This window comes from Neorhizobium sp. NCHU2750 (assembly GCF_003597675.1).
Lineage (GTDB): Bacteria > Pseudomonadota > Alphaproteobacteria > Rhizobiales > Rhizobiaceae > Neorhizobium.
The window spans coordinates 177,199-200,875 of sequence record NZ_CP030829.1 but is presented as its reverse complement, the minus strand read 5'-3'; the positions used below and the strand labels follow the sequence as shown (position 1 = coordinate 200,875).

Below are 23,677 nucleotides of genomic sequence, written 5' to 3'. Positions count from 1 at the left end.
GGTCGGTTGCAATGGGCAGGGAAAGCCAGTTTGGCGTTCGTGATGCATGCTTGCCCTGGAGACTTGTTGCTGGGGCTGAAAATGCACAAGGATCGTCCGGCGACATGGCGCGGCTTCAGCATTGAACGTTCGATTGAACCCCAACAATACGACTGACTGTTGAACTCCGGAGACCCGTCCGGTTCTGGCCGTGACCCGTCGAAGTCGCTTTCAATATCGCCATCATTCCAAAGGGAGGAATTCATGAAAATTTCGCGCAGAACATTCGGTGGTCTGGCACTAGGCGCAACTGCCGGCCTGCTCGCGGCGCCTGGCCTGTCATCTGCAGCTCCGAAGGTCAGGCTCAGATATGGTACCGCCTTTCCGTCGAGCCATCCGGGTGTCGTCCGCATAACCGAGGCCGCAAAGGCAATCGCCGAGCGGTCCAACGGCGCGGTCGACTTGCAGGTCTATCCGAACAGCCAGCTTGGTGGCGAAGCCGATATGTTCACCCAGGTTCGCGGCGGCGCGCTCGACCTGATGTCGACCTCGGGTGTCAACCAGACGGTCGTACCCGTCGCCAGCATCAATGCGGTGGCCTTCGCCTTCCCGACCTATGATCATATCTGGAAGGCCATGGACGGCGAGCTCGGCGATTATGTTCGCAAGGCGTTTCTCGACGCCGGCCTGTTCGTCTTCCCGAAAATGCTCGACAACGGCTATCGCAACATCACCACCGGTGCCAAGCCGATCCTCGGTCCGCAGGATCTCAATGGCCTGAAGATCCGCGTTCCGGGCAACCAGCTTTGGGTGACGCTGTTCCAGACGCTGGGCGCTGCCCCGACGCCGCTGAACTTCGGCGAACTCTACGCGGCTTTGCAGACCCATGTCGTCGATGGTCAGGAAAATCCGCTCGCGCTGATCGAGAGCTCCAAGCTCTACGAGGTGCAGAAATACGTCGCCATGACCGGTCACATCTGGGACGGTCACCACATCTTCTGCAACAGCCGGCGCTGGCAGGCCATTCCGGCAGATGCGCGGACGATCATCGAGGAAGAGTTCACCAAGGCAGCGGTCAACGAGCGCGCAGACGTCAAGTCGCTGAATGAAAAGGCGATGGAGACGATCAAGGCCAAGGGCGTAGAATTCAACACCGTCGACCCGGCTCCGTTCCGCGAAGTGCTCGCCAAGGCCGGTTTCTACGCAAAGTGGAAGGAAACATTCGGTGCCGAGGCCTGGGGCCTGCTGGAGAAGGATGTCGGCACACTGTAACGCCGAAATCTAGAGAGGCGCATGCGTTCAGGCAACGCGTGCGCCTTTTGCCAGAAGCAGCAATGTGAACACCGGGTCGATCGCGAATTTGCCGTCGACCAGCGAGCGTCGCCATTCGGGCCGGCGAAGTTTGGGAGCTACATCATGGACATTACGGTCAACCCACAGCCTCTTGCTTCGGGCGGAGTGCTTCAACGTATCGACAGGTTGCTTGGTCACGCGATCGAAGCCTGCGCGGCTGCGCTTGTCCTGGCGGAAGTAATCCTACTCGGTTGGGCGACGACCGCACGATACGCGCTCCATGCTCCTCTCGTCTGGTCCGACGAAGTTGCGACCATCATCTTCGTCTGGTTGTCGATGCTGGGCTCTGTCGTCGCGTTGCGTCGCGGCCAGCATATGCGCCTGACGGCCTTCGTGATGCAATTTTCGCCGGCTTGGCAGGTGCGTGTCAACGCTCTTGCCATGATGATCGTCACCGCGCTGCTGCTGCTTCTGGTCGTGCCGTCATGGCAACATGTCGAAGAGCGCATCATCAGCGTCACGCCGGTACTGCAGATCAGCGAGGCATGGCGCGAGGCGGCGATGCTGGTTGGTGTCGTGCTGATGTTCCTGACTGCACTCGACAGGATGCTGCGGTCCAGCAAGCCTCTCCATATGCTGGCGAGCCTTGTTTTCCTCGCAATCGTCTTCGGCATATTCCAGCTTGCTGCGCCGTGGTTTGACGAGATCGGCAATTACAGCCTGCTGATCTTCTTCCTTGGTATCGTACTCCTGTCGATTATTCTTGGCGTGCCGATCGCGTTCGCCTTCATGCTGGCAACCGCCGCCTACCTGAATTTTGCCAGCTGGGTGCCGCTCTCTATCGTGCCTGGCCGTATGAGCGAAGGCATGTCGCACATCATCCTGCTCGCCGTACCGATGTTCGTGTTTCTCGGAGCGATCATCGAGATGGCCGGTCTGGCACAAGCGATGATCAACTTCCTCGTCTCTTTGATCGGCCATTTGCGTGGTGGTCTGCAATATGTCCTGCTCGGCGCTGTGTATCTGGTTTCCGGCATTTCCGGTGCCAAGGCTGCCGACATGGCGGCCGTCGCACCGGCCCTGTTCCCGGAGATGAAGAAGCGCGGTAACCGCGACAGCGATCTCGTGTCACTGCTTTCAGCATCTGCCGTCATGTCGGAAACCATTCCGCCGTCGATCGTGCTCATCACCGTGGGGTCGGTAACGGGCGTCTCCATCGCGGCACTGTTTACCGCCGGCCTGTTGCCCGCCTTTGTCGGCTTGCTGGCACTCTGCGTCGTGGTCTTCATCCAGACGCGCGGCGAAGACATGAGTACGGCGCGCAAGGTCGGCAACAGGGTCAAGCTCAAGCTGCTTGTAGCTGCAATTCCGGGGCTTGGCCTGCCGATCGTCATCCGCACGGCCGTCGTTGAAGGCGTTGCAACGGCAACCGAAGTGGCAACGATCGGCATCATCTATTCGCTGATCGTCGGCGCCGTCTTCTATCGCAAGATGGAGTGGCGCAGGCTCTATCCCATGCTCGTCGATGCCGCCTCGCTTTCGGGCTCGATCCTGCTCGTCGTCGGTGCGGCAACGGCCATGGGTTGGGCACTGACCCAGTCCGGTTTCTCGCAATATCTGGTCGAGCTGATGCAGGGCGTTCCGGGCGGCAAGATAAGCTTCCTTTTGATCTCGGCGCTCAGCTTCATCATCCTGGGCAGTGTTCTGGAAGGGGTGCCGGCCATCGTTCTCTTCGGCCCGCTGCTTTTCCCTATCGCGAAAATGCTGGGGATTGACGAAGTGCATTATGCCATCGTCGCGGTCTTTGCGATGGGCTTTGGCCTGTTCGCGCCGCCATTCGGTGTAGGCTTCTATCTTGCATGTGCGATTGGCCGCGTTTCTCCGGACGATGTCATCGGCAAGGTCTGGCCGCACCTTCTGGCGCTCTTCTGCGCGCTCCTGCTGATCATCTTTATCCCATGGATCTCGATCGGCTTCCTCTGAGTTTGAAATTAGCAGAACGGATAATGACTGGATGAAGATCGGAGTATTGAAGGAGCTTGCGGCTCGCGAGGCACGCGTTGGGATGACGCCGGACAGTGCTCTGGCCTTGCAGAAGCTTGGCTATGACTGTTTGATCGAGACAGGAGCCGGCAAGGCGGCAGGCTTTGCCGATGAGGCCTATCGTGCCGCAGGCGTCACGGTGGTCGAGACCGCCGATGCGTTGATCGCAGGCTCCGACGTGATCGCCAAGGTGCGGCCGCCGGAAGTTGCCGAAGTCGACAAGCTCGGCCCCGGCAAGACGCTGATTTCCTTCTTCTACCCGGCGCAGAACAAGGACCTGCTGGAACGAGCAAAGGCCAGGGGCGCCAATGTCATCGCCATGGACATGGTGCCGCGCATCTCGCGTGCCCAGAAGATGGACGCGCTGTCGTCGATGGCCAACATCGCCGGCTACCGCGCCGTCATCGAGGCCGGCAACAATTTCGGCCGCTTCTTCACCGGCCAGGTCACGGCTGCAGGCAAGGTGCCGCCGGCCAAGGTCCTGGTCATCGGTGCCGGCGTTGCAGGCCTTGCCGCGATCGGCACCGCCACCTCGCTCGGTGCCATCACCTATGCCTTCGACGTTCGCCCGGAAGTGGCCGAACAGATCGAATCCATGGGCGCCGAATTCGTCTTCCTCGACTTCAAGGAACAGCAGCAGGATGGCGCCGCCACCGGTGGCTATGCCGCTCCTTCCTCTCCCGAGTTCCGCGAGAAGCAGCTGGAAAAATTCCGCGAACTGGCGCCGCAGATCGATATCGTCATCACCACGGCACTGATCCCCGGTCGTGATGCACCAAAGCTCTGGACCGCCGACATGGTGGCCCTGATGAAGCCGGGTTCGGTCATCATCGACCTTGCCGCCGAACGCGGCGGCAATTGCGATCTCACCGTCGCCGACGAACGCGTGGTGTCGGAGAACGGCGTCATCGTTATCGGTTACACCGACTTCCCGAGCCGCATGGCCGCCCAGTCCTCGACGCTCTATTCGACCAATATCCGTCACATGATGACGGACCTGACGCCGGCAAAGGACGGTGTTGTCGTCCACAACATGGAAGACGACGTCATCCGCGGCGCGACCGTGACCAAGGATGGCGAGATTACCTTCCCGCCGCCGCCGCCAAAAATCCAGGCGATTGCCGCCCAGAAGCCGAAGGAGAAGGCCAGGGAGCTGACGCCTGAGGAAAAGCGGGCGAAGGAAGTCACAGCCTTCAAGGCGCAGACCAAGAACCAGGCCATTCTTCTGGCCGTCGCCACCGTGCTTTTGCTCGTCGTTGGCGCCTATGCGCCATCGAGCTTCATGAGCCATTTCGTCGTCTTCGTGCTCTCCTGTTTCATCGGCTTCCAGGTCATCTGGAACGTCTCGCATTCGCTGCATACGCCGCTGATGGCCGTCACCAACGCCATTTCCGGCATCGTCATCCTCGGTGCACTGCTGCAGATCGGCTCGGGCAACTGGCTGGTCGTCATCCTCGGCGCTCTGTCGGTTCTGGTCGCGACGATCAACATCGTCGGCGGTTTTCTCGTGACACGGCGCATGCTCGCCATGTTCCAGAAGTCTTGAGTGCGTAGGGGGTTATTCACATGACGATCGGTATCGTTTCGGCCGCCTATATCTCTTCGGCTGTTCTTTTCATCCTGTCGCTCGGCGGCCTTTCCGGTCAGGAGAGCGCCAAGCGCGCCGTCTGGTACGGCATTATCGGCATGGCGCTCGCCGTCATCGCCACCTTCTTCGGCCCGGGCGTGGCCACCAGTTTCGGTATCGGCCTGATCATCCTGATCATGGTCGCCGCCGGTTCCATCGCCGGCTATTATGTCGCCAACCGCGTGCAGATGACGGAAATGCCGCAGCTTGTCGCTGCCCTCCACTCCTTCGTCGGCCTTGCCGCCGTCTTCATCGGCTACAATGCCCATATCGAAGCCTGGCGTGTCGGCGGGCTGGACGAGGCTGGCCGTGCAGCGCTTGAAGGCTTCTCCGCCATCATCGCCCACAAGGATCCGGTCGAGCTTGCGATCATGAAGGTCGAGGTCTTTCTCGGCGTCTTCATCGGTGCGGTCACCTTCACCGGTTCGGTCGTCGCCTTCGGCAAGCTGGCCGGCAAGGTCGATGGCAAGGCGAAGAAACTGCCCGGCGGCCATGTGCTGAATGCCGGTGCTGCGATCCTCTCCTTCATGCTGCTGCTCTGCTATTTCGGCGGCGGCGGTGCATGGACGCTGATCGCAATGACGTTGCTCGCCTTCTTCATCGGCTATCACCTGATCATGGGCATTGGCGGCGCCGACATGCCGGTCGTCGTCTCGATGCTGAACAGCTATTCCGGCTGGGCCGCGGCAGCGATCGGCTTCACCCTCGGCAACGATCTTCTGATCGTCACCGGCGCATTGGTCGGCTCGTCCGGCGCGATCCTCTCCTACATCATGTGCAAGGCGATGAACCGCTCCTTCGTCTCCGTCATCCTCGGCGGCTTCGGCGGCACGACGGGTCCGGCGATGGAGATCTCGGGCGAGCAGATCGCCATCGATGCCGAAGGTGTGGCCAATGCCTTGAACGATGCCGACAGCGTCATCATCGTCCCGGGCTATGGCATGGCAGTGGCGCAGGCGCAGCAGGCGGTTTCCGAACTGACCCGCAAGCTGCGTGCAGCCGGCAAGGAAGTCCGCTTTGCCATCCACCCGGTCGCCGGCCGTCTGCCGGGCCACATGAACGTGCTGCTCGCAGAAGCCAAGGTGCCCTACGACATCGTCATGGAAATGGACGAGATCAACGACGATTTCCCCAATACCGACGTCGTCATCGTCATCGGCTCCAACGACATCGTCAATCCGGCCGCCCAGGAAGACCCGAACTCGCCGATCGCCGGCATGCCGGTGCTCGAAGTCTGGAAGGCCAAGCAGGTCTTCGTCTCCAAGCGCGGCCAGGGTACGGGCTATTCCGGCATCGAGAACCCGCTCTTCTACAAGGAGAACACCCGCATGTTCTATGGCGACGCCAAGAAGTCGGTCTCCGAACTCCTGCCGATGATCAAGTAAGGCAAGACACCAGAATGCAGAAAGGGCCGGATTTCCGGCCCTTTTTCATGCATGATGTTCTGTTTCAGGCCCCGCATCTATCCAGGATAGCTCTCAGAGCGAAAAACGCGGATCGATGCCCGGATACCGGTCGGCAAGCTCGACAATGCCGGCCCGCACCGCATCCGCCCCGCGACGGGAAAGCACCACGTCGGCAATCAGCACCGCCAGCACCTTGATGCCGTCATCGCGATAGCCCAGCCGGGCGATATCGTTCGCACCGATGCGCAGCGCCGTGCGCGGCTTGCTATTCCAGATCGATTACCACTTGCCCGGGCAGGCACCGGATGTCGTGCGTGGCAATCACCGTGATCCGGTCTTCCAGATGGGTGGCAAGGCGCCGTAGAATTCTGCGGCCCTGTTCAACGCCGAGATGCTCGGTCGGCTCGTCTATCAGGATGATCGGGCTCGGGCTCAGCCATGCTCTCGCCAGGTTCAATCGCTGAGCTTCGCCAAGCGACAGTTGGTCCTGTCTGATCCAGGCATCGAGACCACCGGCCTGCCGGATACGATCATCGAGTTCCACTGCGGAGAGTGCCTTCCAGAGCGTCTCATCTTCGCAGCCGGGGGCAAAGAGATTGGCACGCACTGTGTCTGAAAGTACGGCGGCGTCATGCAGCACGAGCGTCGAAAGTTCGCGACGCGTGGACGCATCGAGTGGACCTGCCGGTACGCGAAAGACGTCGTCACCCAGCCAGCCGGCGATCTGTTTGAGCAGGCTGGTCTTGCCCGTGCCGCTTGCGCCGATCAGCATCACCGGTTTCCCACGACGCAATGCCAGGGATATCGGAGACGCGCCGATGATACGGCCGGCCGGAGACTGGCGTCTCAATCCGTCGATCCGCATCTCCGGCAGGTCGGGGTAGTCTTTTGCGGGTGCTGCCCTCGGAGTAACGGCAAGAGCAAGTGTTGGGTTCGCCGCATCCCGGCGAAACTTCGCAACGATGATCCGCGATGCTGCGCCGAGTGTTTCGCCGAAGGCCAGCCAGCCAAAGGCAAGAAAGACCGGCGGGAAGAGGGCTTCGCCGCGTGAGCCCGCAAACCAGGCCGTGGCAAGAACGAGCGCTCCAGCCCATGGGCCGAGCATCGATACGGCCGCGTCGTAACGGGCCTGTCGACGACGCACTGATGCGGCTCGCGCATCCGCCTCCTGCATTGTGGCAAGCACGTCGTTGCAGGTCGTGTCCCAGCGCCGCTCGGCCTTGAGCGGAACGACTGAACTCATGGCGGCACCGAAGAGCGCACCCGCGTTCAGACGCTGCAGGCGGCCAGCCGACCAGTCCGACGAGCCACCGAAGGCCAGAGCCTTTCCTCGCCAGACAAGCAGCAGGATGCTGGCCACGATCGGCAGGACGGCATAAGGCACGAGCACCAGGCTGGCGCTGATCAGCCCGCAGAGGCCGATCAGCGACGATGCCAGCGGCAGATCGGCGCGCAATTTGGCGAAATCGACATCCTCGACATCATCGAGATAATTCGAGAGCCGGCTTTCGTCGCCCAGTTGCCAACCGGCTTGGCGCGTCTGCGGGGCAGCAGCAACCGAGGCGAAGAGGTGGACACGATGCTCCACCTGGTCGGACAATGCCGCCTTGTGGCCGAAAAGCCGCTCTCCATAACGCGCGGCGGTTCGGCCGATTGCAAACAGGCGGACAAAGGCTGCCGGGACGTGGAAGTTGAATGTTGCGGCGGCCGCGGTGAGCCCGGCTATGGCAACGCTACCGAGGAACCAGGCGGACAGGCCACCAAGCAGGACACCGCAGATCATGGCAACGACGGAGAGACTAAGCGCCCTTCGCCAGTCCTTTGAACGCAGCCCGGTCGCAAGGTCGCTCATGCTGCTTCCTCCTTGTTCTGCTCGGCGAGGTCGATGATCTGTGTTGCGGAGGCCGCCAGCATCGGATCGTGGGTTGCGACCACAACGAGGCGATCATTTGCCATAGCGACAAGCATTGTCCGCACGAGGTCGGCCGAACGGGGATCGAGCTTGGCGGTCGGTTCGTCGGCAACGATCGTATGCCCGGAGATGATTGCCCGCGCCAGGATCAGCCGAAGTCTCTGACCGCCGGAGAGGTTTGTTGCGCCGAGCAGCAAGTGCTCGCTCAGGCCGTTTGGCAAGAGGCTTTCGTCCAGCAGGCCCAGCCGCTTTGCCAAATCCGCTATCGAGCCGTCGGTGTGTCGATCCTGATGGCCGCCGATAACGTCGCGCAAAGTGCCTTCCGGTAGGAATGCGTCGGTCGCGACCCACGCAATCTCGGTCTCGGCCAACGGATTTTGTCGAGCGGCGACGGCGTGTCGGCCATCGGCCCTTTTCCCGTTGGCCGTATCGTCCACCACCTTGCCGGCAGTCCGCTCGATACCGGTCAGTTGTCTCAGCAATGTCGATTTTCCGCAGCCACTCGGACCAGTTATCGCAACGAGCCCATGTTCCGGTAGTGAGATGGCAAGATGGGCAAGTGCCGGCGGCTGTTGTCCAGTCATGTCCTCCTTTTGCAACAGGCCGTCCAGTGCTAGAGCGGCTGCAGCACCTTCGGCCTTGGCGTGATACTGTTCCGAAAAACGGCGGAAGGGTGCGAAATAGTCGGGCGCGACCATCAGGATCAGCAGGCTCTGCCACAGATCAAGATTGGAAAATCCAGGGATTTCAATAAGGTGTAGGTGTCCGAGTCCGAGGAATACGGCAAGCATCGCGATCGACAGCGACGAGAAGAAGTCGATGATGCCGGCGTTGATGAAGGCGATGGACAGGACGCCCATTGTCTTGCGCGCATGGATGGCCAGCCGGTGAGCGAGCTTGGCTTCCTCTGATGCAAGGGCATGGTTGGCGAGGATCGTCGGCAGGGTTCTGATCCGATCGGCGAACTGGCCGGCCAATCGCTGCAAGGCTTCTGCCTGTGCGTCCGCTCTCTCCCGGATTGCTGTTCCCACCAGCACGAAAAAGACGATCATCACCGGCGTCAGACAGAGAACAAGGACTGCTGCCTGCCATGAAACGATGGCCAGCAGCGCGGCGCAGACAAGCGGTCCGAGCCCCATCATCTGCGATGCTGCGCGATGGCCGATCACGAGCGCCGACAGAGCCTCGGGGTACCGTTGCATGGCAACGACCCACGTACCTGTTGCGTCTGAAGTGATTTGTCGGGCCGGGAGATGTCCAAGTCTGTTCAGGAACGCGCTGCGGATGGTGTAAGTGACCTGCGTTTCCGCCCGCGCCTGTTGATCGTCACCGAGCCAGGTTGCCATGCTGGCAGCCAGAAGACAGAGAAGCGTCGAGCCGACGAGCCAGACATCCACGTCCAGCGCCATGACGAGCCGGCCGACGCAGATGGCGGCAAGGACGGAAAATGCCAGTCGAAGACAGAGCCTGACGATCTGCACCGCAATGACCTGCCGCAGCCAGGGTTTTGCGGCGCTCTTTGCTACGTTCAGCGCATCGAAGGCAGGTTCGACACGAGGGGAATTGGGGGTGACTGGCAAATCCGTGCCTTCCATTCTCAATGCGCTGCAATCAGGTGAATGGGTGGACCATCCACGCGACGACAGTGCCGGCGCGTGGATGTCTTATGGGTCAGGAGGCCGTATGGTTTGCCCCTGACGGAACCGATCTCAAGGGGTCGGCAGCTTTGGCGCAGTGTCCGTCGGTTGTTCGCGGACCGTCCGGAGCTCGTACCAGAGGGCGTTCAGAATGCCGACGGTTGCCGCCAGGCCCAGGCCCAATATCCATGCAAAATACCACATGATCCTGTCTCTTTCCTGATCAGTAAACCGAATGGCCGCCCTTCTCGATATCCTTCGCGGATACCTTGCCCCAGAGGACATGGTAGACCCACGCTGTATAGAGAATGATGAGCGGCATGAAGATGACCGTTGCAATCAGCATGGTCCGCAAGGTCGAATGGCTGGACGATGCGTCGAATACGGCAAGCGAGTGGACCGGATGAGTGCTGGACGGCAACAGGATGGGAAACATCGAGAGGCCGACCGTTGCAATGATCATCGCGATTGAAAACTTGGAAGCGATCAGGGTCAGGCCTTCGCTGCGAACCGTGAAGCCAAGGGATACGGCAAGCGGCAGAACCACACCGAGGATCGGCACGATCCAGAGAACCGGGTGAGCGTTGAAATTGGCAAGCCAGGCACCGCTATCGGCAACGACCGTCTTCAATAGCGGATTGGAGGGGCCATCCCAAACGATCGGCGAGGTGACCTTGTAGCCCCCAAATAGGCCGGCCCAGATCAGCAGGCCGCCGCCGGCGAACAGGATGGCAACGACAAGTGCCACCTTTGCGCCAATTGCCCTTGCCCTGTCGGCGACAATGCCTTCAGCCTTGAAGGTCAGCCAGGCGGCACCATGCATAACGAGCATGGCTAGCGAAACAATGCCGCAATAGAGACCCAGTGGATTGAGAAGTCCGATCAGCGTTCCTTCATAGATCGGCCGCAGGTCGGGCGTCAGGTGGTAGGGCACACCCTGCAGAGTATTGCCGATGGCGACGCCGAAGATGAGCGCTGGAACGGCACCACCGATGAACAGTGCCCAATCCCAACGGTTGCGCCATGCCTGATCCGGCCGCTTCGACCGGTATTTGAAACCTACAGGCCGTAGGATCAGCGAGAACAGCACCAGCAGCATGGCGAGATAGAAGCCTGAGAAGCTCAGGGCATAAAGAGCAGGCCAAGCGGCGAAGATGGCGCCGCCTCCGAGGATGAACCAGACCTGGTTGCCTTCCCAGACCGGGCCGATCGTGTTGATGGCCACGCGGCGTTCTATATCCTCCTTGGCGACGAAGGGCAGAAGTGCGCCTACGCCCATGTCGAAACCGTCCATGACGGCAAATCCGATCAGCAGCACACCCAGCAAGATCCACCAGATGATGCGCAGCGTCTCATAGCTGAACAAAAAATCGATCATTGGATTTATCCCGTTTATGGTTTCACTCGCCGGCCTGCGGCATGGAGCTGCGAGCCGCTGGCGGCGTCGGAGCCCAGTCATCGACGACGTCGGCGATTTCCGGCCCCTTGCGGATCGCGGCCAGCATGAGGCGGACCTCGATCACGGCGAGCGTACTGTAGAGGGCGACAAAGCCGGCGATGGAGATGATGAGATTGTAGATACCGAGTTCGGATGTCGCGAGGGCGGTTGGAAGCACGCCATCGATGATCCAGGGCTGCCGGCCGAATTCTGCGACGAACCAGCCGAGTTCGATAGCCACCCATGGCAAAGGAAGGGCCAGAACCGCGATCCTGAACAGCCAGCGGGGAGCAGTCTCTTCCCGCGCCGTGTGCCAGAGCGAGACGGCAAAGACGATGAGGAGCGCGAAACCGCAGGCGACCATGATGCGGAAGCCGAAAAATAGGGCCGGGACTTCCGGAACCGACGACCAGGCGGCTTGCTTGATCTGATCGTCCGTTGCCTGGCGGGGGTCGGCAATGAACTGCTTGAGGAGGAGGGCGTAACCAAGATCCTTGGACTTGGCCTCGAAATCAGCGCGTGCGGCGCTGTCATTGTGGTCGACCTTCAGCTTCTCGAGCGCATCATATGCGCCGATACCATTGCGGATACGAACTTCCGCCTTCTCGACCAGTTGATCAATACCATCGATCTGCTTGTCGACCGAACGGGTCCCGATCAAACCCATCACCCACGGAATGTGGACGCCGAAATAGGTCTTGCGATCCGTCAGGCTCGGAATGCCGATGGCGGTGAAGGACGCCGGAGCAGGCTCCGTCTCCCACATCGCCTCGATGGCTGCGAGCTTCATCTTCTGGTTATCGGTCAGCGCATAGCCGCTTTCGTCGCCCAGCACGATTACCGACAGTGCCGACGCGAGGCCGAAGGCAGCGGCGATGACGAACGAGCGCCGGGCAAGGGCCACGTGACGGTCACGCAGCAGATACCAACCCGAGATACCGAGCACGAAGGTCGCGGCACAGAGATAACCGGCAGAGACGGTATGAACGAACTTGGCCTGGGCCACCGGATTGAAGAGCACGGCCATGAAGTCCGTCACTTCCATGCGCATCGTATCGGGATTGAACGCAGCACCGACCGGGTTCTGCATCCAGCCATTGGCGATCAGGATCCAGAGCGCGGAGAAATTGGTGCCGAGTGCCATCAGCCATGTCACGATCATGTGCGCGCGGGGCGAAAGGCGATCCCAACCGAAGAAGAACAGGCCGACAAAAGTCGCTTCGAGAAAGAAGGCCATCAGGCCCTCGATTGCCAGCGGCGCGCCGAAAATGTCACCGACATAGTGGGAATAGAAAGCCCAGTTCATGCCGAACTGAAATTCCATCGTAATGCCTGTGGCCACACCGAGCGCGAAGTTGATGCCGAACAGGACGCCCCAGAACTTCGTCATGTCGCGCCAGATGGTTCGGCGAGTCATGACAAAAACCGTTTCCATCATGGCAATCATGATGGCGAGGCCGAGCGTCAAGGGAACGAAAAGAAAATGGTATAGCGCCGTAAGGGCAAATTGAAGTCGCGAGAGGTCGACTAGCAACGGGTCGAACATGCAACGTCCTTTCTGGATTGTAAGACGTGTTGGCTGGCGAGCCTTGGAAATGGTCTTGGACTCGTCGCTTTTCGGATGCTGGCAAGTTCTATAATCGCTCTAAGGAAGCGGCTATTTGCGTTTAATCAATCGGTTTTCACAAAAACCGTTTTTTTGAATTTGCCATCCGTCAGCCCCATCGACTTCGCCATGTTGTGGCAAGCGCAGGATGTGGATGCGCCGCCTTGATAAGCGGCGGATACGTTGGTGGTTCGCATGTCAACGCAGGTCGGCGCGATCTGGAAATGGCCCCGAAAATATTGATGGCATTCGAACACAAATAATTGTGATCGCCAATAGATGTATGTCTTCGACGATGACCTTGAGATTGGCGATGTGCTCGCGAATGAAGTTGGCGCCTCAGGTTCGGCCGCTACTATCGAAGCGGCAACCATGGTTGCCGCGCCTTCGACGGCCGCAAAGAGTATTGGGATGCAGCGTGCCGTGCATGACTCGGCACGTTGAAGCCGGTGTGACTACCGGCGCCTTGTAGTGAAGACGCCCGAGCTAACGATCGTCACCGCCAATATTTCGTTCATCCGTGGTTGATCATGACGTGCCGGACGGCCGTGTAATCCTCCAGCGCATAGACGGACATGTCCTTGCCATAGCCGGACTGTTTAAGCCCGCCATGCGGCATCTCGTTGACCAGCATGAAATGGGTGTTGATCCAGGTGCAGCCATAGCGCAGCTGGGCGGCGGTCTTCATCCCGCGGCCGATATCTTTGGTCCAGACGGAGGAGGCGAGGCCGTAATCGCTGTCATTCGCCCAGGTGACGGCATCCTCGACGTTGGAAAAGCGCGTGACCGAAACGACCGGACCGAAGACTTCGCGGCGGACGATCTCGTCCTCCTGGGTGGCACCGGCAATCACCGTCGGGGCGAAGAAGAAACCCTTGTCTCCGGCCTTCTGGCCACCGGTGGTGATCTCCATGTGCTTGTGTTCCGACGCGCGTGCGACAAAGCTTTCGACACGATCACGCTGGCGCTTGGAGATCAGCGGCCCGATCTCGTTTTCCGTATCGTCGCTCAGGTTGAACTTGATGCTGGAGACCGCCGACGTGAGATCGGCGACGAAATTGTCATAGACCTTGGCATGGGCGTAGATGCGGCAAGCAGCGGTGCAGTCCTGCCCGGCATTATAGTAGCCGAAGGTCCGGATGCCGGCCACGACCGCCTCGATATCGGCATCGTCGAAGACGATCACCGGTGCCTTGCCGCCGAGTTCCAGATGCGTGCGCTTCACCGTCTTGGCCGCTGCGGCAAGCACCTTCTTGCCGGTCGCGACATCGCCGGTGATCGACACCATGGAAACCTTCGGGTGGTTGATCAGCGCATTGCCGACAGTTTCGCCCCGCCCGAGCACGATGTTGACGACGCCCTCGGGCAAGATGCCGGCAAGCAGCTTCGCCATCTTCAGCGCCGTCAGCGGCGTCTGTTCGGAGGGTTTGAAGACGATGGCATTGCCGCCGGCGATCGCCGGAGCAAGCTTCCAGGCCATCATCATCATCGGATAGTTCCAGGGCGCGATCGAGCCGACGATGCCGATCGGATCGCGGCGGATCATCGATGTGTGGTTCGGCATGTATTCGCCGGCCACCGGACCGTGGAGATTGCGCACCGCGCCGGCAAAGAAGCGGTAGCAATCGACGATCGCAGGGATTTCGTCATTAAGCACAGAGTTGATCGGCTTGCCGCAATTCAGCGCCTCGAGCGTCGCGAAGCCTTCGGCGTCCCTTTCAATCGCGTCTGCAATCTTCAAAAGATAGGCCGAGCGCTCTCCCGGTGTCGTATGCGCCCATGAAGTGAAAGCCTTCTCCGCCGCGTCGACAGCGGCGTCGATCTGGGACAGCGAGGCCTCCGGCAAATCAAGAACGGTCTCACCGGTTTTCGGGTTGAGAATATGCTCTTCATTCTCCGTGCCGGCTTCAAAGCGCGCGCCGATCAGCATCTCGGTATCCATCGGTATCTCCCTTGTCATTTGCTGGAACCGGCGATCTGGTCGCCGTCACGGGTGAGGTAATAGGCGGCCAGGATCGGCAGGAAGGTGACGAGCACCACGATCATGGCAACGACATTGGTGACCGGCCGCTGGCGTGGCCGGATCAGTTCCTCGAGCATCCAGATCGGCAGCGTCGATTGCTGACCTCCGGTAAAGGTCGTGACGATCACCTCGTCGAAAGAAAGCGCGAAGGCGAGCATTCCACCGGCAAGCAGCGCCGTGCCGATATTGGGCAGGATCACATGGCGAAAAGTCTGGAAGCCATCGGCGCCGAGATCCATCGACGCCTCGATCAGCGAGCCGGAGGTGCGGCGGAAGCGGGCAACCGCATTGTTGTAGACGACTACGACGCAGAAGGTCGCGTGTCCCAGCACGATCGTCCAGACCGAAAAAGGAATATCCATCAGGCTGAAGGCGGAGCGGAGAGCAATACCGGTTATGACGCCCGGCAGCGCAATCGGCAGGATGACGAGAAGCGAGATTGCCTCGCGGCCGAAAAACCGCGTCTGGCTGACGGCAGCCGCACAGAGCGTGCCGAGGATGAGCGCAATTGCCGTTGCGATACAGGCAACCTGGACGGAAAGCCCCAGCGCTGCCCAGACATCCGGCCGGTTCCAGGCAATGCCGAACCATTTCAGCGTGAGGCCCGGCGGCGGCCATTGATAACTCTTCTCCTCCGTCGTGAAGGCGTAGACGAAAATCAGCAGGATCGGCAGATGCAGAAAGAGCAGGCCAAGCCCGGCGCCAATCTTCAGTGTCAACGGCGAGCGGGAGCCGCGGTCAGAGCGCATCGAAAGCCCCCATGCGTTTGGCAAGCCAGAGATAGATCCCCATGATAACGATCGGCACGACGGAGAAGGCGGCTGCCAGCGGCACGTTGCCGGCCGTGCCCTGCTGAGTATAGACGGCCTGGCCGATGAAAAGCCGCGACGAGCCGATGATCTGCGGGATGATGTAATCACCGAGCGTCAGCGAGAAGGTGAAGATCGAGCCGGCGATGATGCCCGGAAGGGCGAGCGGGAAAAGCACGGTGCGAAAGGTCTGGCGCGGTGTGGCGCCGAGATCGGCGGAAGCCTCGACGAGATTGCCGGCAACCCGCTCAAGCGCCGCCTGCGTCGGCAGGATCATATAGGGCAGCCAGATATAGACGAAGACGATAAAGGTGCCGAGATAGCTCACCGACAGCGAGTTGCCGCCGATTACCGGAAGCCCCAGCACCCCGTCGAGTATCCACGCCAGGTGAAACTTGGCGAAGAACCAGGTTACGATGCCTTCCTTGGCAAGGATCAGTTTCCAAGCATAGACCTTGACGAGATAGCTCGACCAGAGCGGCAGCATGACGCCGAGGTAAAAAAGCGCCTTCCATTTTCCCTGTGCATAGCGGGCGGCGTAATAGGCGATCGGAAAAGCAACGAAAGCCGAGGCGATCGTGACCAGTGCTGCCATCAGGACGGTACGGATGATGATGTCGAAATTGGCGGGGTTCAGAAGCTCGGCATAGGTCGCCAGCGTGAACTCGTAGCTGACCATGCCGGAAAAGTCGTCGATCGAGAAGAAGCTCTGCAAAAGCAGCGCGATCAGCGAGCCGATATAGATGATGCCGAGCCAGAGCAGCGGCGGGGTGAGCATCAGCAAGAGCAGGAGTTTCGGATGCCGCCAGAACGTGTCGGAGAGCGCGCCGGCAAATCCGCTGCGCCGTGGCAGGATCGATGTAGCAGTCTCCGCCGTGTTGAGGACCGTCATGCCGCGTCATCCAGGTAATGCAGATCACCCGCCTGCCAGGCGAGCCTGACCCTGGTGCCGAGAGCAGGAACGGTCAGGCCGGCCGGCTGCATGACATGCAGCTTCAACCCGCTCAGGTCGACCGCGAGCCGTGTGGCGGCGCCGAGGAAGCTGGTATTCTCTATGGTCGCTTCAGTGCCGCTGTCGGAAAGTCGGATCGCCTCCGGCCTGAGGCTCGCCCAACGGCCTTCGCCGCCGAGTGCCGCCATTCTGTCCGGCGGGATGACGTTGGACGAGCCGACGAAATCGGCGATAAACCGCGTCTTCGGCCGATTGTAGATATCCTGCGGCGTGCCGTGTTGGACGATGCCACCATTGTTGAAGACGGCCACACGATCGGCCATCGACAGCGCCTCACCCTGATCGTGGGTGACGAAGACGAAAGTGATGCCGAGTGCCCGCTGCAGGGTCTTCAATTCCTCCTGCATCTGTTCGCGCAGCTTGAGGTCCAGCGCGCCGAGCGGTTCGTCGAGCAGCAGGACCTTGGGCCGGTTGACCAGCGCGCGGGCAAGCGCCACGCGCTGCCGTTGGCCGCCCGAAAGCTGGGCGGGGCGGCGAGTGCCATAGCCCGGCAATTTGACCAGTTCCAACGCCTTTTCCGCCTCGCGCAACCGTTCGGCTTTGGCCACCCCCTTGACCATCAACCCGTAGGCAACGTTGTCGAGGATGGAGAGATGCGGGAAGAGGGCATAATCCTGAAAGACGGTGTTGACGTTGCGGCGATAGGGCGGAACGCCATCGGCCCGCTCGCCAAAAATCTCCACATGGCCGGATGTCGGCTGTTCGAAGCCGGCAATCAGTCTCAGGCAGGTCGTCTTGCCGGAGCCGGAAGGCCCCAGCATGGCGAAGAATTCACCGGGCGCGATCTCCAGATCCACTCCGTCGACGGCGCGTACCGGCCCGAAATGGCGGGCAACCTTGGAGAATGAGACGGCGGGGGTCATGACGGCTCCGAGTTTCTGAGATCAATGCACGGGGGCTTACTGAAAGCCCTCCCAACCATGCCTGGGTTGAGACACCGGTCTCAACCCGTCCTGACGGACCCCACAAGGGGAGGGCTTAACCCGGCCGTTCCGCCTTGCCTCAATCGAGGCAAAGTGGGTGCCGCAGCTCTTCTCCCCCTTTGTGGTGGGCTCGAAGGACGCCGGCACGCCGGAGGGGGAGGGGGCGTGCTTTCTGCAGTGCGTGGAGAGAGGATTTCCTCTCCCCTTTGTAACCGACTACCGCCCGCCTATGACGCCGATATAATCGGAGACCCAGCGGTGATAGGGTACGCATTCGCTTTGCGAGCTGCATTTGGCAACCGGCGTGCGCCAGAACTTGATCTTCTCGAAATGATCGTAGCCGTTGGTGTTGCAACCCTCGTCTGTCAGAAGCGCATTGCCCTTGCAGGCTGCCGGAACGGACGGGACCGCGCCGAACCAGGCGGCGGCATCGCCCTGAACCTTGGCCTTCAGCGAATGTTCCATCCACATATAGGCGCAGTTCGGGTGCTTGCTTTCGGCATGCAGCATGGTCGTGTCGGCCCAGCCGGTCACGCCCTCCTCGGGGAAGGTGGAGGCGATCTTCTGCTTGTCCGCCTGCATCAGATTGACCTGGAACGGCCAGGAACCGGAAGCCACGACGCCTTCATTCTTGAAGTCATCGATCTGGATCATGGCGTCGTGCCAGTAGCGGGAGACGAGCTGGCGCTGGCCGCGCAGCAGATCGAGCGCCGCCTTGTACTGGTCTTCGTTCAGTTCGTAAGGGTCCTTGATGCCGAGTTCGGGCTTGTGCGCCATCAGATAGAGGGCTGCATCGGCGATATAGATCGGCCCGTCATAGGCCTGAACGCGGCCCTTGTTGGATTTGCCGTCGGGAAGCGTTTCTTCTTCAAAGACTACCTTCCAGCTCTTCGGCGCCTGATCCTTGAAGACATCGGTATTGTACATCAGCACGTTCGGCCCCCAGAGATAGGGCACACCGTAATGTACACCGTTGACCGTGTGCCAGGGCGCATCCTGCAGGCGCTTGTCGATTGTCTTGAAGCTCGGGATCAGGGCGGTGTTGATCGGCTGTACGCGCTTGCCGGCGACGAGGCGGAGCGACGCGTCGCCTGAGGCGGTGACAAGGTCGAAGCCTCCTTCGTTCATCAGTGCCACCATTTCATCTGATGTGGCGGCGGTTTTGACGGAAACCTTGCAGCCGGTTTCCTTTTCGAAATCGGTGACCCAGTCATAGGCCTTGTCGGTCTCACCGCGCTCGATATAGCCGGCCCATGCGACGATGCTGACTTCGCCTTCGCCCTTTCCGAGTTTCTTCAATGGTTCTGCGGCGACGACTTGTGTGGCAAGGCTGAGGCTCGCCAAAGTAACGGTGCATGCTTTCAGAAGATGCTTCATCGTCCGTCTCCCGGTTCGGTGCCGCTTCGCGGCGTTTTGTTCCCGGACGAAAAGGTGACTTCCAATCTGCGTTTTCGCAAATTCATTTATCAGAAACACGGTATCGGTTTTTCCGATATCAATGATATTGTTTAGGTTGCAAATGTCAGCGAATTCGGCCGGAGCGCATGTTTTCGGCAACCGCGACGAAATCCCTCGCGGATTGCGGCAGGCTGGAGCCTTTCCTCCAGACCATGCCGACCTGTACGACGGGAAGAGCCCCAGACACATCCCGGCTTTCGATCCGGTCGCCTTCCAGCGACCAGGGGCGATAGACGAGATCGGGCAAGAGAGCGATGCCGGCGCCGGTGGCGACGAGACTGCGGACGGCCTCCACGGAACGTGTGCGGAATGCGACATGGGGACGGGCGCCAAGTGCACTCAATAGCTTGCCGGTGTTCTCCTCGATTTCATCGACCGTCAGCATGATCAACGGTTCGCGGGCGACGTCCGACACCGAAATGATGTCAGCCGATACCAGCGGATGCCCGAGCGGCAGCCAAAGGCGATAGGGCGAGGTTTCCAGGATTTCCGCCTGCAGCGCCATGCGGTCGCGCAGGTTGGAGATCACCATGACCGCGACATCCAGTTCGCCGCCGACCAGCAGATGTTCCAGATAACTGCCGTTATCCTCTATCGCGGTGACCTCGATATTCGGGCAGGCGCGGCGATAGCGGGCCAGGAGATCGGAGAGAACATAACCGGCGACGAGGGAGGTAACGCCGATGTTCAGCGTTCCCGGTGCTGCATCGCGCTGATTGCCGAAGCTGGTGCGCGCATCGGAGACGGCAGACAGAATGTTTGTCGCGTGGCGTAGGAATTGGTGGCCGTTATGGGTGATCGATAGGCCACGCGGATGTCGCTCGAACAAGGTGACGCCGAGATCCGTCTCCAGCTCCTTCAGGGCTTCCGTGACGGAGGATTGGGAAATCGACAGGTTCTGAGCGGCACGCGTGACCGAGCCTTGCTCGGCCACGGCCACGAAATATTGCAGCTGACGAAGTGTGAAGGCCATGATCGGGTTAGATCATGGCGCGGCGCAGACCTGCAATAGAGATCTGGCCGAGTGCCAAAGTGAATGGCAGGACGGCATGAAAATGCCTGCGATGTCCTACCTCAGGATGGCAGCGCCCCGTTCGGGCTTGCCTGATCAACGGTTTCCGGCAGATGCTTCGCCAGCAATTCCGGCACTTGGCTGATATCCACGCCGAATTTTGCCGCAAGGCTCTGCACCTGCTCCGACGACAATGCTGCGCGGATCTGGTCTGCCGAGATCGGAAGGTTGTCACCAGTGCCGATCCAGGAAGAGACCTGATGGCCAAGCCCGCTCTGATTGAGTTGCGCCAGAATGCCATCGAGGCCGCCCGCATTTTCGAACACGTCCTCGGCGACCGACATCAGGTTGATCGGCTTGCCGCTGAGAGCATCACCAATAACGCTGCTCAAACTGTCAAACAATGACATCCGCTTACTCCATCTTTCTGTATAGTTCGATCAACCTCATATGATAGCCGAACTTGCCATTCATCAAGTGAACGCAATGTGAACTGCGGATATTCTCCACCACCTCGGGCAGAACGCAGAGGCCACTTTTGCAAGAAGGCCTTCTTCCGAAATGCCGGGCTCTTTCGGCAGCCGAGTGGCTGCGACCTGCTTGAATGGCGAAACGGCGTTAGTCGCCTTCGCCAAGCGCCTTCCAGATCGTCGCGCTGATGACGGCACCGGCCAGAGGGGCGACCCAGAAAACCATAACTGGCCCAGTGCTCCGCTCTGGGCGAAGAATGCAACTGCAGTCGATCATGCGGGATCGGCCGATGTGTTCGTCACCGGGATCGAGACGAGATGGATCAGAGTGAGAGCAAGGCCGATTGCGATCCGTGAGAAACCCGCCAGCGCACGGCCGTGGGTCGCCCCGAGAATAATGAAGATGAATGCACCCGTCATGACGATTTCGGTAACGAGTGTCGACATCATGCCATAGCCGCCCGACGAATTCGCGCCGTAGCCGTTGGAAGCAAGGCTGCCCACGACAAAATCGGCCTTGCCGGCGGCGATCAGGTAAAGGATCGCCGCCGCGATGAGCCCGCCGGCGAACTGCGCGATCCAGTAGGGGAGCAACGGTTTCCACTCAAAGCTGCCAGCAACCGCCGTTCAGGAATGGCGATACTTCAATCCCGTCTACAAAATGACCTCCGCTTCTGTTTCGGCAAATCAGTTCCATAAGCTATCTTATGCGATCTGCCTATGTAGTCGGGGTAAGTTCAAGAATGAAGTGTGACATGCCAGTAATTTCAATGGCTTCACTTTGGGGATTTTGGCATGTCCCGATGCTATACGCAGATCACCCTCGCCGATCGCCGGTGTCTTCATCATCTGGTGGCGGCAAAGGTTCCGGTCAACGAGATGGCACGTCAGCTTGGCCGCCATCGTTCGACCATCTATCGCGAGATCAAGCTCAACACGTTTCGTGGTCGCGAACTGCCGGACTATGACGGCTATTACAGCACCGTCGCCGATGACATCTCCAAGGAGCGCCGCAGGCGGCTGAGAAAGCTCAGACGGCATCCGCAGTTGCACTGCTCTAATCATTGAACGATTGAAAGCCTACTGGTCACCTGAGCAGATTGCCGGTCGTCTGCTGGCCGATGGCATCAGCCTCGTGCGCATCTGCGCCGAAACCATCTATCACTTCATTTATTGCAAGGAAGACTAAAGCCTCGGGCTCTATCGCTACCTACCAGAGGCACGTCGCAAACGCCGATCGCGAGGCTCCAGAAAGCCCCGAAACAGCGTCTTTCCGTCCACGCACAGAATATCTCAACGGCCTGATTACATTAAAGATCGCTCGCAGTTCGGCCATTGGGAAGGCGACCTTCAGATCTTCGAACGTGAACTCGGTCATGCCAACATTACCTCGATCGTTGAGCGCACAAGCCGCTATGTCGTGCTGCTGAAGAACCAGAGCCGGCATTCACGTCCGATTATGGACAGGATCATCAGAGCGTTTTCGCCTTTGCCGGCCTTCGCGCGTCAGCGGATCGCGATTTTCAGCGAAGGTGACGCGTCGGGAGGGCTGTTGTATACTTCACCTGATCGAGAGCGAAGCTGGAACGAATGTTCGATACGCCTGGAATGCGGGTCAGGCAGTCCACCATCAGCTCCTGGTATTTGATAAGGTCTTCAATCACGACCCGCAGAAGAAAGTCAGCCTCCCCGGTCATCAGGTAGCACTCCATGACCTCCGGACGATTGCGAACCGTATTGGTAAACCCTTCAAGGGTTTGCTTGTCCTGCTTGGACAGGGTCACATGGATGAACACGTTGACGGCAAGGCCCAGCTTCAACGGATCAACGATGGCCACGGAACCGCGGATCACGCCTTGTGCCTTGAGATCCGACACTCTGCGCCAGCAAGGCGAAGCCGATAGCCCGACCTTTTCAGCAAGCTCGGAATTGCTCAATTCAGCGTTCAGCTGAAGCGCATCGAGGATTCTCAGGCTCGCTTCATCGAGGATATCAGAAGTCTTCGGCATAAATTACCCGCGAAATGCGCCTTCCTGGTTATGTTTTTCTAACTTCGCGCAAAGACCGCCCCAATAGGTCAGAAATTCGCGGGCTGTTCGCTTAGCTTGCCGATCAATGTCGCCCAGCTGAGAAGACGAGATGAGCCTGAAGCAGGATTGCACACCGAGCATCGGCACTGTGCCAGCGTTGAAGCCAAGCCAAGTCCCAACATTCATCTGGCTGACCGTGATGGTCCTGCTCTGGGGCTTGAGCTGGCCGGCGACGAAGCTTGCACTTGTCGAGGTCCCACCGCTTTGGCTGGCGGCAATCCGCTTTGGCAGCGCCTCGGTCTGCCTTTTTGTGTTCGTGGCCCTTCGCGGCGACCTTCGCCTGCCGGGCAAGCAGGATTTGCCGATCGTTGCCAGCATGGGCCTGTTGCAGATGATGGCCTTTACCGGGCTCGGCATGATCGCCATGACCCAGACCGATACGAGCAAGGCGGTGCTTCTTGCATACACGACCCCCATCTGGGCGGTATTCATGGGATGGCTTTTGTTCCGGCAGTCACCGACCCGCATGCAACTCGGGGCGCTGGCCATTGGGCTTGCCGGCGTCGCCCTGATATGCTCGCCGCTCGAAATGGACTGGCGCAAGGCCGGCACGATCACCGGATGCGTATTCCTGCTGCTTGCAGCCATCTGCTGGTCTGTCGTAATCCTGCACATTCGCCGCCACCGCTGGGCTTCAACGCCGTTGTCTCTCGCACCCTGGCAGATGCTCCTGGCGACCATCCCGCTTGCCGTAATCGCCTATGGCGTCGAGGGTGTGCCATCGGCCCTTCCACATGACAGCCATATTCTTGCATTGCTCTTCTTCATCGGGCCGGTTGCAACTTCGGCCTGCTTCGTAATCTCCGCCGAATTCGGACGCCGCATCTCGGTCTTCGCAATGTCGAACTTCACCCTCGGCGTTCCGCTGATTGGTATTGCAGCCTCGGTTGCCTTCCTGGGGAACAAGGTTGTCGACCCTCTTCGTCATTAGCCTTGTTC

The 23,677-nt window shown here is 59.9% G+C and carries 19 protein-coding genes and 1 pseudogene; 6 read left to right on the top strand and 14 right to left on the bottom strand.

Translation table 11 applies throughout. The features are described from left to right. Positions 1-243: 243 nt before the first annotated feature. From NCHU2750_RS25055 to NCHU2750_RS25040, 4 genes are all read left to right on the top strand, one after another. Positions 244-1,251, top strand: a complete 1,008-nt coding sequence (locus NCHU2750_RS25055) for a TRAP transporter substrate-binding protein (RefSeq protein ID WP_119944511.1) — start codon at positions 244-246, stop codon at positions 1,249-1,251. Positions 1,252-1,395: 144 nt separating this feature from the next. After that, positions 1,396-3,255 carry a TRAP transporter large permease gene (locus NCHU2750_RS25050; protein WP_119944724.1) on the top strand — a complete coding sequence of 620 codons (1,860 nt, stop codon included), beginning with the start codon at positions 1,396-1,398 and terminating at the stop codon, positions 3,253-3,255. A 31-nt stretch (positions 3,256-3,286) separates the two neighbouring features. Then, on the top strand, positions 3,287-4,861 hold the full coding sequence (locus NCHU2750_RS25045; protein ID WP_119944510.1) for a Re/Si-specific NAD(P)(+) transhydrogenase subunit alpha: 1,575 nt from the start codon (positions 3,287-3,289) through the stop codon (positions 4,859-4,861). Positions 4,862-4,881: 20 nt separating this feature from the next. Then, on the top strand, positions 4,882-6,327 hold the full coding sequence (locus tag NCHU2750_RS25040; protein ID WP_119944509.1) for an NAD(P)(+) transhydrogenase (Re/Si-specific) subunit beta: 1,446 nt from the start codon (positions 4,882-4,884) through the stop codon (positions 6,325-6,327). 286 nt (positions 6,328-6,613) lie between these two features. Here the strand turns inward: NCHU2750_RS25040 and NCHU2750_RS25035 are convergent, their stop codons facing one another. The 13 genes from NCHU2750_RS25035 to NCHU2750_RS24970 form a co-directional block, all read right to left on the bottom strand. After that, positions 6,614-8,200 (bottom strand): ATP-binding cassette domain-containing protein, encoded by a 1,587-nt coding sequence (locus NCHU2750_RS25035; RefSeq protein ID WP_119944508.1) that lies wholly within the window; start codon positions 8,198-8,200, stop codon positions 6,614-6,616. Then, complete coding sequence (locus NCHU2750_RS25030; protein ID WP_245480517.1) at positions 8,197-9,840, bottom strand: ATP-binding cassette domain-containing protein; 1,644 nt, start codon at positions 9,838-9,840, stop codon at positions 8,197-8,199. The genes NCHU2750_RS25035 and NCHU2750_RS25030 overlap by 4 nt, the downstream gene beginning before the upstream one ends. Before the next feature lie 129 nt (positions 9,841-9,969). Beyond that, positions 9,970-10,101, bottom strand: a complete 132-nt coding sequence (gene cydX / locus NCHU2750_RS25025) for a cytochrome bd-I oxidase subunit CydX (protein WP_119944506.1) — start codon at positions 10,099-10,101, stop codon at positions 9,970-9,972. A gap of 19 nt (positions 10,102-10,120) precedes the next feature. After that, a complete protein-coding gene (gene cydB, locus NCHU2750_RS25020; protein WP_119944505.1) occupies positions 10,121-11,275 on the bottom strand; it encodes a cytochrome d ubiquinol oxidase subunit II in 1,155 nt (384 codons plus the stop codon). Positions 11,276-11,297: 22 nt separating this feature from the next. After that, entirely contained in the window at positions 11,298-12,881 is a 1,584-nt protein-coding gene (locus NCHU2750_RS25015; protein ID WP_119944504.1) for a cytochrome ubiquinol oxidase subunit I, read from the bottom strand. 574 nt (positions 12,882-13,455) lie between these two features. Further along, the gene (locus tag NCHU2750_RS25005) at positions 13,456-14,883 is read right to left on the bottom strand and encodes a gamma-aminobutyraldehyde dehydrogenase (protein ID WP_119944502.1); all 1,428 of its coding nucleotides are present in this window, start codon (positions 14,881-14,883) and stop codon (positions 13,456-13,458) included. Positions 14,884-14,897: 14 nt separating this feature from the next. Then, complete coding sequence (locus NCHU2750_RS25000) at positions 14,898-15,713, bottom strand: ABC transporter permease (protein WP_119944501.1); 816 nt, start codon at positions 15,711-15,713, stop codon at positions 14,898-14,900. Beyond that, on the bottom strand, positions 15,703-16,665 hold the full coding sequence (locus NCHU2750_RS24995; RefSeq protein WP_119944500.1) for an ABC transporter permease: 963 nt from the start codon (positions 16,663-16,665) through the stop codon (positions 15,703-15,705). The genes NCHU2750_RS25000 and NCHU2750_RS24995 overlap by 11 nt, the downstream gene beginning before the upstream one ends. Beyond that, on the bottom strand, positions 16,662-17,648 hold the full coding sequence (locus NCHU2750_RS24990) for an ABC transporter ATP-binding protein (RefSeq protein WP_119944499.1): 987 nt from the start codon (positions 17,646-17,648) through the stop codon (positions 16,662-16,664). The genes NCHU2750_RS24995 and NCHU2750_RS24990 overlap by 4 nt, the downstream gene beginning before the upstream one ends. A gap of 276 nt (positions 17,649-17,924) precedes the next feature. Continuing rightward, positions 17,925-19,085 carry an ABC transporter substrate-binding protein gene (locus tag NCHU2750_RS24985; protein WP_119944498.1) on the bottom strand — a complete coding sequence of 387 codons (1,161 nt, stop codon included), beginning with the start codon at positions 19,083-19,085 and terminating at the stop codon, positions 17,925-17,927. A 145-nt stretch (positions 19,086-19,230) separates the two neighbouring features. Further along, positions 19,231-20,139 carry a LysR family transcriptional regulator gene (locus NCHU2750_RS24980; RefSeq protein WP_119944497.1) on the bottom strand — a complete coding sequence of 303 codons (909 nt, stop codon included), beginning with the start codon at positions 20,137-20,139 and terminating at the stop codon, positions 19,231-19,233. Between the two features lie 101 nt (positions 20,140-20,240). Further along, the gene (locus tag NCHU2750_RS24975; protein WP_119944496.1) at positions 20,241-20,588 is read right to left on the bottom strand and encodes a YidB family protein; all 348 of its coding nucleotides are present in this window, start codon (positions 20,586-20,588) and stop codon (positions 20,241-20,243) included. A gap of 333 nt (positions 20,589-20,921) precedes the next feature. Then, entirely contained in the window at positions 20,922-21,242 is a 321-nt protein-coding gene (locus tag NCHU2750_RS24970) for an aquaporin (RefSeq protein WP_245480516.1), read from the bottom strand. Between the two features lie 201 nt (positions 21,243-21,443). On the opposite strand from NCHU2750_RS24970, the pseudogene NCHU2750_RS24965 reads away from it, so the two are divergent. Then, a pseudogene (locus tag NCHU2750_RS24965) lies at positions 21,444-22,170 on the top strand (IS30 family transposase); the annotation flags it as partial. Position 22,171: 1 nt separating this feature from the next. Here the strand turns inward: NCHU2750_RS24965 and NCHU2750_RS24960 are convergent. Next, complete coding sequence (locus tag NCHU2750_RS24960; RefSeq protein WP_119944495.1) at positions 22,172-22,657, bottom strand: Lrp/AsnC family transcriptional regulator; 486 nt, start codon at positions 22,655-22,657, stop codon at positions 22,172-22,174. Positions 22,658-22,787: 130 nt separating this feature from the next. Here NCHU2750_RS24960 and NCHU2750_RS24955 point away from each other — a divergent pair, with 130 nt between their 5' ends. Then, entirely contained in the window at positions 22,788-23,669 is an 882-nt protein-coding gene (locus NCHU2750_RS24955; protein ID WP_245480515.1) for a DMT family transporter, read from the top strand. Positions 23,670-23,677 lie beyond the last annotated feature (8 nt).